This is a genomic window from Sphingomonas alpina, assembly GCF_014490665.1.
GTDB lineage: Bacteria > Pseudomonadota > Alphaproteobacteria > Sphingomonadales > Sphingomonadaceae > Sphingomonas > Sphingomonas alpina.
The window spans coordinates 2,120,960-2,136,187 of record NZ_CP061038.1 but is presented as its reverse complement, the minus strand read 5'-3'; the positions used below and the strand labels follow the sequence as shown (position 1 = coordinate 2,136,187).

Below are 15,228 nucleotides of genomic sequence, written 5' to 3'. Positions count from 1 at the left end.
GACTTTCGCTGTTATTGTCAGCCCCAACGCGCCGGGCGCGGTTTCGCCCCCGTAACGCTTGCACGCTGTGGCGCGATCAATCAAAAAGCGCGCCATGTCCGCTCAATATCCAGCCCTCCGTCTCCGCCGCACCCGCGCATCCGCCTGGAGCCGTCGGCTTCATGCCGAAACCATACTCACCCCCGCCGATCTGATCTGGCCGCTGTTCATCGCCGAGGGGCAGGGGGTCGAAGAGCCAATCCCGTCCCTGCCGGGCGTGTCGCGCTGGTCGGTCGACGGAATCGTCGCGCGGGCGAAAGAGGCGCGCGATCTGGGCATTACTTGTATCGCATTGTTCCCGAACACGCCTGCGGGGCTTCGGACCGACGATGGCCGCGAGGCGCTCAATCCCGATAACCTGATGTGTCGCGCGATTCGCGCGATCAAGGACGCGGTGCCGGACATCGGTGTGCTGACCGATGTGGCGCTCGATCCCTATACTGCGCACGGCCATGACGGGCTGGTCGATGCGGCCGGCTATGTCATGAATGACGCCACAGCAGAGATACTGGTCGGCCAGTCACTCAACCAGGCGGCGGCGGGCGCGGACATCATCGCGCCGTCCGACATGATGGATGGCCGCATCGGCCTGATCCGCGAGGCGCTGGAAAGCGGCGGCCATCACAATGTGCAGATCATGTCCTACGCCGCCAAATATGCGAGCGCCTTTTATGGGCCGTTCCGCGATGCGGTCGGTTCGCGCGGGCTGCTGAAGGGCGACAAGAAGACGTATCAGATGGATTCGGCCAATGCCGAAGAAGCGATGCGCGAAGTCGCGCTCGACCTGGCCGAGGGTGCGGACAGTGTGATGGTCAAGCCGGGCCTGCCCTATCTCGATATCATCCTGCGGGTGAAATCGGAGTTCCAGGTGCCGGTCTTCGCCTATCAGGTGTCGGGCGAGTATGCGATGATCGAGGCGGCGGTTGCGGCCGGTGCGGGCGAGCGCGACGCGCTGGTGCTCGAGACATTGATGGCGTTCAAGCGTGCGGGCTGCTCGGGCGTGCTGACCTATCATGCGGCCCATGCGGCGCGCCTGCTGCGCGCATGATCGAAACCGAACGCCTGATCCTGCGCTGGCCGATTCCGGCTGACCATGCCGCGCTGCACGCGATGTGGGCAGATCCGTCGGTGATGGTCGATCTGGGCCCGGTCAAGACGCCGGCCGACAGCGATGCGGCGCTCGTGCGCCACGCGGGGTATCGGGACAGCCATGGTCTTGGCTTCTGGACTGTCGAACTGCGGCAGGATGGTAGCGTGATCGGCTTTTGCGGGCTGAAACCCGGCGCCGAGAATACGCCGGCTGAAAACGAAGTGGAGATCGGCTGGATGCTCGGCCCACTTTGGTGGGGTAAGGGCTATGCGCGCGAAGCGGCGATGGCGAGCCTCGATTGGGCCTGGACGAAGCTGGCGGCACCGCGGGTCGTGGCGATCACTGCGGCGCGCAACCTGTCGAGCCAGCGGCTGATGGCGCGGCTCGGTATGACCAAGCGTGCCGCGAATTTCGAGCATCCGGCCTTCCCCGAAGGCGATCCGCTTCGGGACAGCGTGATCTTCACGATCGACCGTCCGGCCACGGCATGATTGCGACCGAACGCCTGATTCTGCGCGCGTGGCGCGACGATGATTTGGTGCCGTTCCATGCCATGGGCCAGGACCCGGAAGTGATGCGCTATCTTGGCCCGCCATTGTCGCGCGAGGCGGTTGCCGTACAGATCGCGCGCCAGAATGCGCTGATCGATGAGACAGGCCATTGCTTCTGGGCGCTGGAGCGGCGCGAGGATGGCGCGTTTCTGGGCTTTTGCGGGGTCAAGCTTGGCCCGCCGGGCACGCCGATCGCGGGGCAGCTGGAGATTGGCTGGCGGCTTGCGCGCTCCTTCTGGGGGCAGGGCTATGCCAGGGAAGCAGCGCAGGCGAGCCTCAACTGGGTCTGGGCCAATCTCGAGGCGACCGAAGTTGCGGCGATGACGGTTCCCGGCAATAGCGCCAGCTGGGGGCTGATGGAGCGCCTCGGCATGACGCGGATGGTCGAGGAGGATTTCGACCACCCCGCGCTGGCCGAAGGCGATCCGCTGCGACGCCATATCGTGTACAGGATCGCACGACCCTGATGCCATTTCCGGCAGTGCCTGCTCGTTTCGCGCGGCCCCTGTTTGTCGTCACGATCCTGACGGGATCGTTCTTGTTGTTTCTCGTCCAGCCGATGATTGCACGGATGGCCTTGCCTCGGCTCGGCGGCGCACCGGCGGTATGGAACTCGGCGATGCTGGTCTATCAGGCCTTGCTGCTTGGCGGTTATGCCTATGCACATTGGCTCGGCCGGCTTGGCCCGCGCCGGCAGGCGGTGATCCATCTTGCCATATTGCTGATCGCGGCGCTGTGGTTGCCGATCGGATTGATGTCGATGCAACTGCCCCCCGATGCACAACCAGCGATCTGGGTGCCGTGGCTGCTAGGCGCGTCGATTGGCCCGTTATTCTTCGCCGTGTCGGCGCAGGCGCCGCTCCTGCAGCGCTGGTTTAGCATTTCAAGTAAGGGAAGCGATCCCTATGCTCTCTACGCGGCATCGAATTTCGGCAGCTTTGGCGGGCTGATCGCCTATCCGCTTATTGTTGAGCCCGAGCTGGCGATTCGCGGTCAAAGCATCCTGTGGAGCGCCGGCTATGGGCTCCTGATCATCTTTGTCCTCATCTGCGCGCTGACTTTGCCACACCGGCCGGTGACGGTGGTCGACAAATCGGCTGCGGTCAGCGCACCACCAGCTTGGAATCGTGTCACGCTTTGGATCGCGCTGGCGCTGGTACCGTCTGGGCTGATGCTCGCGACTTCCACCTTCATCACTACCGATATCGTGGCGATGCCGCTGCTTTGGGTCATGCCGCTTGGCCTATATCTGCTGAGCTTCACGATCGCCTTTGCCGGCAATCGCATGATCGCCGACCTGCTCACGCGGATCGCTCCAGTCACGATCCTGCTTTTCGGTGGGGTGATGGCGACCGGCTATCAGCACCAGCCCTATCTGACCGCCTGTCTGGCGCTCGTCCTGCTGTTCATGGCGGCGGTCGCGTTGCACACTGCCATGTACAGATTGCGGCCAGCGCCCGATCGGTTGACCGGTTTCTACCTCGCCATGGCGGTGGGCGGCGCGCTTGGCGGCGTATTCGCTGCGTTGATCGCGCCTTTGGTGTTCGACTGGACCTATGAATATCCGATTCTGATCCTGGCCGCAGGCGCGCTGGTGCCGCAATCCTTCCTGGTCGATCCGGTCCGGCGGCTTTGGCGTGGAACCGCCCGGCGACGACGAATCGCGACACTGGCGATCGGGCTGGTCACGCTGGTGCTGATCGTGACGGTAATGAGCGATCCTGCGACGCTGGATTCCGAAGGTAAAGCGCCATCCCCGTTGGCGTTCTTCATCATCGTGGCACTCGGCCTGATCGCCGTGGGACGGCGCGTGGCGTTCGTGATTGTGCTGGCGGGCGCGTTGGTGGTGTTTGGCGGTTATCGATCGATCGTCATCTCGATGGAGCCCGGGGCGCGGGTGCGAAGCTATTTCGGCGTCTATACGGTGCGCAGCGGCCCAATGTTGCAGGAACTTGCCCATGGTACGACCGTCCATGGCACGCAGCTGATCGGCAGCGAAGCGCGTGAGCGTACCCCGACCGCCTATTATGTCCGTAAATCCGGCGTTGGGCAGGCTATGCTGGCATTGCCTGTCCTCTATGGCGACAAGGCAAGAGTCGGCGTGGTCGGCCTGGGGGCCGGGACTCTCGCCTGTTATGCGCGGCCCGGCCAGGATTGGCGTTTCTATGAGATCGATCCTGTCGTCGTGCGCATCGCGCGCGATACCGGCCAGTTCACCTTCCTGTCGCGCTGCCTGCAAAATCCGAAAATCGTGATCGGGGATGCGCGGCTCAGCCTGGGTGCCGAGGCGACTGGTGCGCTGGATATCCTGGCGCTCGACGCCTTCTCGTCCGATTCGGTGCCCATGCATGTCATGACGACCGAAGCGTTCGCCACTTATGGCCGGGTGCTGGCGCATGACGGCGTGCTGCTGGTCCATGTGTCGAATCGCTTTCTCAACATGGAGCCAGTCGTGTCATCGGCGGCGGTCGCGGGTGGATGGAGCGCGGCGCAGCTCGAATATTATCCCGGCAGTGATGCGGGCCCGGCCGAAAGCGCGTCGATCTGGATCGCCTTGTCGCGCGATCCGGGCACCATCGCCACGCTAAAGGCCCGCGATTCTGCCTGGGCACCGGTGCCGCGCTACCCGCATTTCACGCCTTGGAGTGACGATTATTCGTCCATCCTGCCGCTGGTGAAAGGCCTGTGGTAAATCAGACTGCGGGCATCGAGGCTTGCAGGGTTTCAATCCTTTTTGTCTGCAGGTCCAGTTCGGCCTGCGCCGCGTCGCGAGCGGCTTCAAGCGAAGGATAAGGCGGCTTTCCTGCCGCGGCGCGTGCGATCGTCGCATCTTCCAGATCGGTGAGTGCTGCTGACGATGTCGCGCGGAACGCGTCCAGCTCGGCCAGCGCAGTCTGCGCTTCGATCCAGCGATCACTGCCGACTGCCTGGCCTTGGGCTGCTTTAGCCAAAGCTTGCGCTCTGGTTGCGGCAGTTGCGAAATCCTTTTTCGCGGTGTTGATCGTCGCACCGACCTCGGTAATCCGCCGGTCGAGTGCCGGATCCGGCTCAAGCGCGACCGGCGCAACCACCGGCTCGGCGTCGCCACGCGATTCGATTGGGCGCGGCAACAGCGAAGGATAAGGCCCCTTGCTCCGCTCCGCACAGCCGGTTGCGATCAGGGTGAAACCCGCGATCAAGGCGAGGCGCGCAAGGGGCCGAGCAAGGGGGCGGGCAGGAGTTTGGCGGTGCATCATCGCTTATTGCTCTATGCGTCGCATCAAGCATGCGCAACGCACTTGCGCCCCGCGCATCACGCCTCTATGAGCCCCCTTCCAGTGCGCACCCGTAGCTCAGCTGGATAGAGCATCAGACTACGAATCTGAGGGTCGGGCGTTCGAATCGCTCCGGGTGCGCCAATTTTTCAATAGCTTAACTTTCCCCTCGGGGACCGTTCCGACTTTCCCCAGTCGGAATTCCGACTTTTTTAGATTTGTCGGATCTCGCGCGCCGTCGCCATCGCGATTCGGTTGCCGCGACGGAAAATGATTTTCCTGACTGGTGATTTCGATGTGAGTGGTTTGATCTGCCGCTTTTAGCGGCCGACAAAAAGGGATTCGAGAAAATCATCCCGTCAAATTTCAGCTTTTATATGCCATATTCGAGCAAATGTATAAATTATTGAGCGATAGAGAGCGTATGCATATTCGTTTCATTAAAGAAATGATCAAAGATCCTTCCAAAATCCCGGCATGTACTCGCCGGACTCGCCAATGAATGAGGATAGGTTGTTACAAGACTTTTATCGAACGGAAGTTTTTCGTGCCGTGCTCCGGCCAATCTTGACGCTGAACTTTATCCATTGGATGAACTGACCGCGTGCCGAAAACTCCGATGAATCGGAACGGCCGCAAGGGTCGGCCCCCGCCGACCCACCAACAGGAGCGAAATGTCTATGCGTACCCGTTCATTGTCAGCTTGCGCCGCAGTTGCCGGCCTCCTTCTGCTCGGTGCCTGCTCGGGCGGCACCAAGGCGGGCGATACCGCCGCCAACACGGTAGATGCTGCACCGGCAGCCCCGGCTGCCGCGAAAATGCCCAAGGCAGGCCTTTGGGAGCTCAAGACGACGTCGATGGGCGTTGCGGTCCCGGCAATGAAGGTTTGCGTCGGAGAGACCAAGCCCGGCGACAATCCATTCGTTGCGAAGCAGGCGGGCGCGAACTGCACCAAGAGCAATGTGACGTCCAATGGATCGGGCTATGACATCGATTCGGAGTGCACGTCCAACGGTATGACCATGACGACCAAGGGCAGCGTCACGGGTGATATGTCCAGCGCCTACAAGGTCGAGATGGCCACGACGATGAAGGGCCCGAACCTGCCGCCCGCGGCGCAGAAGGAAACCAAGGTCGTCATCGAAGCGAAGTATCAGGGCGCTTGCCCGGCGGACATGCAGCCCAAAACGGCTGGCTGATCCGGTGAGGGAGGGGAAGATCGCTTCCCCTCCCAAGCTGGACGCTGCTGAAAGGCTGCAGCAGTTCGGGTCAATTGCGTGCCAGATATTGATGGATCTGGGCGACCACCGCCGCCCCTTCACCGATCGCGCCGCCGACGCGCTTGACCGATCCCGCCCGGACATCGCCGATCGCAAAGACACCGGGCACACTGGTCTGCAGGGTCAGCGCATCCTGGCCGGTGGCGATAAAGCCCTTTTCATCCGGTAGCACGGCGCATTCGCCGAGCCATTCGGTTGCCGGATCGGCGCCCACGAACATGAACACATTGCGAATCGGCGCTTCCATGCTGTGCCCCGAATCGCGATTCTTCCAGGTCACCTGCTCCAGCCCGGCAGTGCCGCCATCCAGTGCGACCACCTCGGTCCGGCTCATCAGTTCAATTCGTGGGTTGGCGGCGATGCGGTCGATCAGATAGCGCGACATGGTGGCGGCCAGCCCATCGCCGCGGACCATCATCCGTACCTTGGCGGCATGGCCGGCAAGATAGACCGCTGCCTGACCCGCCGAATTGCCGCCGCCGACCAGGATGATTTCCTGCCGGCTGCAGAATTGCGCCTCGACCGGGGAGGCCCAGTACCACACACCGCGTCCCTCGAACTCTTCGAGCCGGGTCAGGGCAGGGCGGCGGTACCGCGCACCCGATGCGATAACCACGCTGCGCGCGCGATAGATACGGCCATCGTCGATATGCAGCCGGTGGATGCCGTTGGCGTCGCTGCATTCCAGCGTCCTGACACAGGCTGGAATGGCGATCTCGGCACCGAATTTCTGCGCCTGGACAAAGCCGCGCGCGGTCAGCGCCAGGCCGGTGATGCCGGTCGGGAAGCCGAAATAATTCTCGATTCGTGCGCTGGCGCCAGCCTGGCCGCCAAAGCCGCGCGCATCGAGCACCAGCACCGACAGGCCTTCGGAGGCCGCATAGACCGCGCTGGCCAGGCCTGCCGGCCCCGCACCGACGATCGCCACGTCATAGACGCATTGGTCGTCGGGTTTGCCGATCATGCCCATGGCGACCGCGATGTCGGTATCGGACGGCGCGCGGAGCACGGTGCCGTCGGGCAGGATCGCGAGCGGCCAATCGGTCGGCACCGGCTGAAGATGCGCGACGATATCCGCCGCTTCGTCGTCCGTCGCCGGATCGAGCGACCGGAAGGGCAGGCCGTTGCGGCGCAGGAAGCCGGCGATCCGGACGCGGCCGGGATCGTCGCCCGGCGCGATCAGGATCGGGCCGCCCGCCGCCGCATCGATCAGGCGAGTCCGACGCAGGATCAGCGCACGCATGATCCGTTCGCCAAGATCGGCCTCGGCAACGATCAGCGCGCGCAGGTCGGCGGGCTTGAGGATCAGCGCGTCTACGGGCTCTGCGGCGTCCGCATCGACCAACGCGGGACGGCCGGACAGGCTGGAGATTTCGCCGATCAGCGATCCCGGCCCATGTTCAGTGATCGGGCTGACATGGCCGGCGCCGTCATGCTGGACGATCGATACACGCCCCGAGAGCACGACCAGCAGCCCGATGCCGCGATCACCGGTGGCGAAGAGCCGCTCGCCCGCCTGATAGCTGCGCTGCCCGCCAAACCGGGCGACGCGGGCGATGTCGTCGGCCGATAGAATGGGATACATCTGTTCGCGGCGCTGCACCGGGACGAGTGCCGGCGGCGTCTCGTCATGATCGTCGATCGTTACAGCCATTTGACGCGCCGGAACCGGACATAAAGCGCGGTGCACAGCGCCAGGATCACCGCGACCGTGACGAAATAGCCGTATTTGGTCTTGAGCTCCGGCATATATTCGAAGTTCATCCCGTAGATACCGGCGATCGCGGTCGGCACGGCGAGGATCGCGGCCCAGGCGGCGAGCTGGCGGGTGATCGCGCCCTGGCGCTGCTGTTCGAGCAGGGTGCTGACCTCGAATACGGAGGTCAGCACGTCGCGCAGGCCGCCGACCATATTTTCGACCCGCCGGACATGATCGAGCACGTCCTTGAAATAGGGCTTTGTCTCGGCGTCGATGCACGGCACGTCGAGGTTGAACAATTTGCTCGTCACCTCGCCCATCGGGCCGATCACGCGCTGGAATCGGATCACCTCGCGACGCAGCGTGAACAGGCGCTTGGTGTCGTCGTATGACAGCGATGCATCCATGGTCTGGGTCTCGATCTCGAGCACTTCCTCCTCGATCGTCTCGACGATCGGCAGATAGCCATCGACGATGAAGTCGAGAATGGCGTGGAGGACATAATCGACGCCGTGGCGCAAGAGCCCGGGTGCCGCCTCGAGATGCGCGCGCAGGCCGCTATGCGCCCGGGCGGAGCCGTGACGGACGGTGATGATGTGATTGGGGCCGACGAAGATCGCGGTTTCGCCATAGTCGATATGATCGTCGTTCAGATGCGCGGTGCGGGCGACGACGAACAGCTGGTCGCCATACACGTCGATCTTGGGCAATTGATGCTTGTTCTGGGCATCCTCGACCGCCAGCGGGTGCAGGCCGAATTTCTCCTGCAGCGTCTCCAGTTCGGCATCGGTCGGCTCGTGCAGGCCGATCCACACGAATTCCTTCTTGTCGCCATGGCACGGCGTCGGTTCGTCGATTTCGATCGGCCGGATGCGCTGGCCGTCACGGTAGAGAAAGGCAGCGATTACGCTCACGGGCACCTCATTCGACGTCTCGGAGCGCCGGAGGTAGCAAAGCGCGTGCGAAACGTCGCGTTCCGAAATGCGCTCAACCCAGCACCTGTCAGCCGCCCGGTGACTGGCCGGCGTCCCGGATCGCCGCCAGAACCCGGTCAGCCAGTTCCTCGCGGCAGATCAGCAGGTCGGGCAGGAGCGGATCGACGCAATTATAAACCAGCGCACTGCCGTCGATGCGCGAGGCGTGCAGCCCGGCCGCCAGGGCCACGGCGACCGGTGCGCAATTGTCCCATTCATACTGGCCGCCGGCATGGAGGTAGATGTCGGCGCGACCCTCGACCACCGCCATCGCCTTGGCGCCGGCCGAGCCCATCGGGATCATTTCCGCATCGAGTGCTGCGGCGACGGCAAGTGCAATCTCGGGCGGGCGCGAGCGGCTGACCACCATGCGCGGGCGAGTGCCGAGCGGCGGGTATTCGGGCGGCGTGTCGTCAGTGACGAACACCTTGTGCGCGGCGGGCAGGGCGACCGCGCCGGTGACCGGCACGCCATCGATCGCCAGGCCGATATGCACCGCCCAATCGTCGCGTTCCTCGGAAAATTCACGCGTGCCGTCGAGCGGATCGACCACCCAGACGCGTCGCGCCGAACAGCGCGCGCGGTCGTCAGCGGCTTCCTCGGACAGGATGAAGTCGTCCGGTCGCGCGGTGCGCAGATGCGCAATGATCGCGGCATTGGCGCGTTCGTCGCCGCGCTTGCCAAGCGTTGCGCCCGAGCAATCCCCGGTGGCGCACAGCGTGCGGAGCAAGTCTCCTGCCTCCAGCGCCACGGCGCGGGCCAGTTCGGCATCGGTTTGCAGCGTCTGTGTCAAAGGTCCGGACTCCACACGCCCATGATATGTTCGACGATCCGTTCGGCGGCGGCCTCCGGCGTTTCGCGTGTCGTGTCGACGCGGACATCGGGATTGACCGGTGCCTCGTAAGGACTGGAAATGCCGGTGAAATTGGCGATCGCGCCGCTGCGCGCCTTGGCATAGAGCCCCTTCACGTCGCGCGCCTCCGCCACGTCGAGCGGCGTGTCGATGAAGATCTCGACGAACTCACCATAAGGCAGCATGCCGCGGACCAGCTCGCGTTCGGCGCGGAACGGCGAAATAAAGGCGGTCAGCACGATCAACCCGGCATCGGTCATCAGCTTGGCGACTTCACCGACGCGGCGGATATTCTCGATCCGGTCGGCATCGGTGAAGCCGAGATCCTTGTTGAGGCCATGGCGGATATTGTCGCCGTCGAGCAGGAAGCTATGGCGGCCCAGCGCGTGCAGTTTCTTCTCGACCAGATTGGCGATGGTCGATTTGCCCGACCCGGACAGGCCGGTGAACCAGAGCAATTTTGGATTCTGCCCCTTTTGCGCGGCATGCGCGGCGCGGGTGATATCGACCGCCTGCCAGTGCACGTCCTGCGAGCGGCGCAACGCATAGGTCAGCGTGCCCGCTGCGACGGTCGCATTGGTCAGCTTGTCGATCAGGATGAAGCCACCGAGATCGGTCGAATCGGCATAGGGTTCGAAGACGATCGGCCGGTCGGTATAGACTTCGGTCACGCCGATATCGTTGAGGCCGAGCGTCTTCACCGACAGTTCGGCCAGCGTATTCACGTCAATCGCATGGCGCGGCTGCTGGATCGTCGCGCTGACTGTCTGGGTCGCCAGTTTCAGCCAATATGCGCGACCCGGAAGCAGTTGCTCCTCCGCCATCCACACCAAGGTTGCCTGGAACTGGTCGGCGACCTGTGGCGGTGCCGCTGCGGCGACGATCACATCGCCACGTGAGCAATCCACCTCGTCGGCGAGCGTCAGCGTCACCGACTGGCCGGCAACTGCTTCGTGCAGGTCGCCGTCCATCGTCACGATCCGTGCAATCGTGCTGGTGCGCCCGGAGGGCAGGACGCGCACCGCGTCTCCCGACCGGATCGATCCGGTCGCGATCGATCCGGCAAAGCCGCGGAAATCGAGGTCGGGCCGGTTGACCCATTGGACCGGCATACGGAACGGACCTGCCTGTGCCGCATCGCCCTCCAGGTCGATCGCCTCGAGATGCTCGATCAGCGCCGGTCCCTGATACCATGGCATCGCCTCGGAACGGCTGGCGATATTGTCGCCGGCCAGGCCTGACAGCGGGATGGCGGTGAAGGTATCGATCCCGATCGATGCGGCGAAGTCGGCATAATCGGCCACGATCTGGTCGAACACGATCTGGCGGTAATCGACCAGGTCCATCTTGTTCACCGCCAGCACGATGTGGCGGATGCCGACCAGATGGGCGAGAAAGCTGTGGCGCCGCGTCTGAGTCAGCACGCCCTTGCGCGCGTCGATCAGGATCACGGCGCAGTCGGCGGTCGATGCGCCGGTGACCATGTTGCGGGTATATTGTTCGTGGCCGGGCGTATCGGCGACGATGAATTTGCGCTTTTCGGTCGCGAAGAAGCGATAGGCGACGTCGATGGTGATGCCCTGTTCGCGCTCGGCGGCGAGGCCGTCGACCAGAAGTGCGAAATCGATATTTTGCCCCTGCGTCCCGACCCGCTTGCTGTCGGCTTCGAGCGCAGCGAGTTGATCCTCGAAGATCATTTTCGAATCGTAGAGCAGGCGCCCGATCAGGGTGGATTTTCCGTCATCGACCGAGCCGCAGGTGATGAAGCGCAGCAGCGACTTGCGCTGATGCAGCGCGAGATAGGCGCCGATATCGGCGGCGATCAATGCGTCGGGAGTATAGAGATGATCGCCATGACCTTCGTCATCCCCGCGCAAGCGGGGATCCCGCTGCCTTGTCTCGGTCGCGACAGAAGAAGAAGCGGGATTCCCGCTTTCGCGGGAATGACGGTTGAGGGGAGCGTTGCTCATCAGAAATAGCCCTCCGCCTTCTTCTTTTCCATGCTCGCGCTCTGATCATGGTCGATCGCGCGGCCCTGACGCTCGCTTGTAGTGGTCAGCAGCATTTCTTGAATCACCTCGGGCAAGGTTGCTGCCTCGCTCTCGACCGCGCCGGTCAGCGGGTAGCAGCCAAGGGTGCGGAAGCGGATCGAGCGTTCGACCGGCGCTTCGCCGGGGCGGAGCCGGAAACGATCGTCATCGACCATCAGCAGCAGTCCGTCGCGCTCCACGGTCGGGCGTGGTGCGGCGAGATAGAGCGGAACGATCTCGATATTCTCGGCCAGGATGTACTGCCAGATATCGAGCTCGGTCCAGTTGGACAGCGGGAAGACGCGGAAGCTTTCGCCCTTGGCCTTGCGCGTATTGTAGAGCCGCCACAATTCGGGGCGCTGGTTTTTCGGATCCCAGCGCTGATGCGCCGAGCGGAAGCTGAAGATCCGTTCCTTGGCGCGGCTCTTTTCCTCGTCGCGCCGCGCGCCGCCGAACGCCGCATCATAGCCGCCGGCCTCAAGCGCCTGTTTCAGCCCCTCGGTCTTCCACAGATCGGTATGCAGGCTGCCATGATCGAACGGATTGATTCCGCGCGCCTCGGCATCGGGATTCTTGTGGACGATCAGCTCCATGCCGGCCGCCGCTGCGGCGCGGTCGCGCAGCGCATACATGTCGCGGAATTTCCAGGTCGTATCGACATGGAGCAAAGGGAAGGGTGGTCGCGCGGGGAAAAAGGCTTTCTTGGCCAGGTGCAGCATTACCGCCGAATCCTTGCCGACCGAATAGAGCATCACCGGGCGCTCGGCCTCGGCGACGACTTCGCGCATGATATGGATGCTCTCGGCTTCGAGGCGCTGGAGATGGGTAAGGGTGACGCTCATTCTCGCCTCAGATAGTGGCGAATTGCCGCGGCGCGATCAACTTATGCTGTTGCGCCTTAAAGCTGAGGGTCAGTCGGCCTGTTGGCGCTCGATCGAATCGAGGATTCGCGCACCCGCCATGAACACCGCGACCGGGCAGACCGAGAAGAGCAGCCAGCCGCCGACCCCGGGATATTGATGGAGGTAATGCACCCCGCGTTCGACCGCGCCGAGGCCAAGGCCATAAATGACCAGGAACGCCTCGAACTTGGACTTGATGACGAACAATCTGGCGAATTTGGTCCACATGCCAGTGATGAAGCAAGCAGCGGACCAATGGCGGAAACGCGCGGTTTCGTTTTAACGAATATGGTTACCTGTCAATTAATCCGACAATCTTACGTTCATCGAGGCCCAAGTTCGTTGAGGCCGAGCGCCTCCAGCAGCGCCGTGCGCGCTCGCTCGATCGTCGCGATCAGTGCCGGATCGGCGATCATCGCGGAATCGATCCGTTCGGGCCAATGCGCCGCGACCACCGCGGCGATGCGGTCGAGTTTCGCGTTATCGACCAGAAAGCGCGGATCGACCTTTGCCGGGTCGCATACGACGCGCAGCCGCAGACAGGCCGGGCCGCCGCCATTGGCCATCGACTGGCGCACATCGACAACTTCGAGATGGCGGATCGGGCCATTGCCCGCCACCATGTCCTGCAGCCAGGACCAGACCGCGGCATTTTCGCGTGCTTCCTCGGGCAGGATCAGCGCCATGCCGCCGGAAGGCAAAGTGACGAGCTGCGCGTTGAACAGATAGGATGAGACGGCGTCGGCCAGGCTGACTCGCGCTGCCGGGACTTCGACGATCTCGACTTCGGGCAACCGGTCGCGCAGTTCCTTGTAGAACCCTTCCTTGCCCTCGAACGCCAGTTCATGGGTGAACAGCACGCGCTCGTTCGCGACCGCCACGACATCATTGTGGAATGCGCCGGCGGCGATCGCCGCTTCGGATTGCGCGACGAACAGGGTGCGCGCCGGATCGAGCCGATGACGCCGCGCCACGCTGGCGCTGGCTTCGCGGTGCTGGCGGGCAGGGAAGGGGCCGCCCGATACGCCATAGACGAACACTTCGACCGCGGGCCGGCCATGTTCGACGCAGAGCCGCATATGGTTGGCCGCGCCCTCATCGCCGAACGGCGCCGGAACGGCGTCATGAACGGCGAAGGCGGGGTCGGCAAAGGCAATGCGCAACTGCGCGAGCGTGCCGCGCCATTCATGGCTGCGATGCGGCATGGTGACGAGATTGGCGGCGCTGAGATGGCACCGCCCGTCGGCGGTATCGGGCGCGGGCGAGACGGTCGCGGCATTGGCGGCCCACATCGCCGAGGCCGACAAGGCCTGTGCCTGAAGATGCGGGGCGGCATCGGCATAGCTGGTGGCGAGGCTTTCGAGCCAGTCGTGATCGGGCCGCGCCAAGGGCAGCAAGATGCCCTGAGTCAGGCCGAGCGCGATATTGGCGCGCATCTTGGAGATGCCCTCCAGCGCCGCGGCGCGCGGTTGCGATACCTTGCCGGCATTATTGGTCGCGGCGAGATTGCCATGGCTGAGCCCGGCATAATTGTGGCTCGGGCCGATCAGCCCGTCGAAATTGATCTCGGTCAGCATTCAGACGCGCCCCGCATAGCTTGCCATATCGCCCGGACCGACGCCGAGCGCCGCCGCACAGGCCTGGTCGATCGTGATGCCGTCGTCACCCCGGCGAATGCGGGCGTGCGAGCAGCGAAAATCGGCCAGCCGGCCGGTGGCGACCAGTGCCTGATCGCCGCCTTCGTCATCTACCGCGACGACCTGGGTGGTCACCGCTTCGCGGATGGTGCGGACATTGTCGGTCTTGGTGGTCATGGTCGGGCCGCCGTCGAAAATGTCGACATAGCGTTCGAACGCGAAGCCTTCATTTTCCAGCATGCGCATCGCGGCGCGGCCGGACGGGTGTGGCAGGCCGATCGCCGCACGCGCGCTTTCCGACAGCATCGCAGTGTAGATCGGATGCTGCGGGAACAGGTCGGCGATGAATTGATGTCCATGGATCGCATTGAACTGATCGGCGTCCTGGAAATTCATTCCGAAGAACCGCCCGGCCAGCCCGTCCCAGAAGGGCGAGCCGCCCGCTTCGTCGATGATGCCGCGCAATTCGGCGAGGATCCGGTCGGCGAAACGCGCACGATGATTGGCGATGAACAGATAGCGGCTGCGCGCGAGCAGCATGCCGAGCCCGCCGGCGCGTTCGCCGGGGTGAAGGAACAGCCCGCCGACCTCGCTCGCGCCTTCAAGGTCAGTGGTCAGCGCCAGATTTTCGGCGTGGAAAGTGCGGTTCAATTCCTTGCTGTGCTGCGACAGGGTGCTGAGCCGGTAGCTGTAAAAGGGATAGCGTTGCCCGACCTGAGAGAAGAGCTGGCAGGTGCCACGCACTTCGCCGGTATCGACATTTTCCAGCACGAGGACGAACAGATCGTCGCCAAGCGCATCGTCATCGCGCGCAAAGGCCTGCGCCGCGCGGTCGAGCTTGGTCTGCAGCGAGGCGCGGTCGGGCGGCAAATTGGTGAAACCGCCCCCGGTCAGCTTGGCCATTTCATAGAGCGCCTGC

The 15,228-nt window shown here is 63.7% G+C and carries 14 protein-coding genes and 1 tRNA gene; 6 read left to right on the top strand and 9 right to left on the bottom strand.

All coding sequences use genetic code 11. The annotated features are described in order from the left end of the window. Positions 1-94: 94 nt before the first annotated feature. Genes hemB through H3Z74_RS09805 form a run of 4 tightly spaced genes read left to right on the top strand, consistent with a single transcriptional unit; the run spans position 95 to position 4,372 of the window. Positions 95-1,087 carry a porphobilinogen synthase gene (hemB, locus tag H3Z74_RS09820; RefSeq protein WP_187763686.1) on the top strand — a complete coding sequence of 331 codons (993 nt, stop codon included), beginning with the start codon at positions 95-97 and terminating at the stop codon, positions 1,085-1,087. After that, positions 1,084-1,620 (top strand): GNAT family N-acetyltransferase, encoded by a 537-nt coding sequence (locus H3Z74_RS09815; RefSeq protein WP_187763685.1) that lies wholly within the window; start codon positions 1,084-1,086, stop codon positions 1,618-1,620. Before hemB ends, H3Z74_RS09815 begins: the two co-directional genes overlap by 4 nt. Then, positions 1,617-2,147 (top strand): GNAT family N-acetyltransferase, encoded by a 531-nt coding sequence (locus tag H3Z74_RS09810; protein ID WP_187763684.1) that lies wholly within the window; start codon positions 1,617-1,619, stop codon positions 2,145-2,147. The genes H3Z74_RS09815 and H3Z74_RS09810 overlap by 4 nt, the downstream gene beginning before the upstream one ends. Then, on the top strand, positions 2,147-4,372 hold the full coding sequence (locus H3Z74_RS09805) for a spermidine synthase (RefSeq protein WP_187763683.1): 2,226 nt from the start codon (positions 2,147-2,149) through the stop codon (positions 4,370-4,372). The genes H3Z74_RS09810 and H3Z74_RS09805 overlap by 1 nt, the downstream gene beginning before the upstream one ends. Position 4,373: 1 nt before the next feature. Here the strand turns inward: H3Z74_RS09805 and H3Z74_RS09800 are convergent, their stop codons facing one another. Beyond that, positions 4,374-4,859 (bottom strand): hypothetical protein, encoded by a 486-nt coding sequence (locus H3Z74_RS09800; protein WP_229727004.1) that lies wholly within the window; start codon positions 4,857-4,859, stop codon positions 4,374-4,376. Positions 4,860-5,001: 142 nt separating this feature from the next. On the opposite strand from H3Z74_RS09800, the gene H3Z74_RS09795 reads away from it, so the two are divergent. After that, positions 5,002-5,078 (top strand) — tRNA-Arg (locus H3Z74_RS09795). A 536-nt stretch (positions 5,079-5,614) separates the two neighbouring features. Continuing rightward, positions 5,615-6,133, top strand: a complete 519-nt coding sequence (locus H3Z74_RS09790) for a DUF3617 domain-containing protein (RefSeq protein ID WP_187763681.1) — start codon at positions 5,615-5,617, stop codon at positions 6,131-6,133. Between the two features lie 70 nt (positions 6,134-6,203). On the opposite strand, the gene H3Z74_RS09785 is transcribed toward H3Z74_RS09790, so the two are convergent. The 8 genes from H3Z74_RS09785 to H3Z74_RS09750 all read right to left on the bottom strand — a co-directional run bounded on the left by H3Z74_RS09785 (position 6,204) and on the right by H3Z74_RS09750 (position 15,212). Beyond that, complete coding sequence (locus H3Z74_RS09785) at positions 6,204-7,868, bottom strand: FAD-dependent oxidoreductase (RefSeq protein WP_187763680.1); 1,665 nt, start codon at positions 7,866-7,868, stop codon at positions 6,204-6,206. Further along, the gene (corA, locus tag H3Z74_RS09780) at positions 7,859-8,827 is read right to left on the bottom strand and encodes a magnesium/cobalt transporter CorA (protein ID WP_187763679.1); all 969 of its coding nucleotides are present in this window, start codon (positions 8,825-8,827) and stop codon (positions 7,859-7,861) included. Before corA ends, H3Z74_RS09785 begins: the two co-directional genes overlap by 10 nt. A gap of 88 nt (positions 8,828-8,915) precedes the next feature. Further along, positions 8,916-9,680 (bottom strand): 3'(2'),5'-bisphosphate nucleotidase CysQ, encoded by a 765-nt coding sequence (locus H3Z74_RS09775; RefSeq protein WP_229727003.1) that lies wholly within the window; start codon positions 9,678-9,680, stop codon positions 8,916-8,918. Further along, entirely contained in the window at positions 9,677-11,617 is a 1,941-nt protein-coding gene (gene cysN, locus H3Z74_RS09770) for a sulfate adenylyltransferase subunit CysN (RefSeq protein ID WP_229727002.1), read from the bottom strand. Before cysN ends, H3Z74_RS09775 begins: the two co-directional genes overlap by 4 nt. A 92-nt stretch (positions 11,618-11,709) precedes the next feature. Continuing rightward, positions 11,710-12,612: a sulfate adenylyltransferase subunit CysD gene (cysD, locus tag H3Z74_RS09765; protein WP_187763676.1), complete on the bottom strand. Its 903-nt coding sequence runs from the start codon at positions 12,610-12,612 to the stop codon at positions 11,710-11,712. Between the two features lie 69 nt (positions 12,613-12,681). Then, positions 12,682-12,900, bottom strand: coding sequence for a hypothetical protein (locus H3Z74_RS09760; protein ID WP_187763675.1), 219 nt, complete (start codon positions 12,898-12,900; stop codon positions 12,682-12,684). Positions 12,901-12,995: 95 nt separating this feature from the next. Then, positions 12,996-14,249 carry an N-succinylarginine dihydrolase gene (locus H3Z74_RS09755; RefSeq protein WP_187763674.1) on the bottom strand — a complete coding sequence of 418 codons (1,254 nt, stop codon included), beginning with the start codon at positions 14,247-14,249 and terminating at the stop codon, positions 12,996-12,998. After that, positions 14,250-15,212 (bottom strand): arginine N-succinyltransferase, encoded by a 963-nt coding sequence (locus H3Z74_RS09750; protein ID WP_187763673.1) that lies wholly within the window; start codon positions 15,210-15,212, stop codon positions 14,250-14,252. It abuts the gene before it with no gap. Positions 15,213-15,228 lie beyond the last annotated feature (16 nt).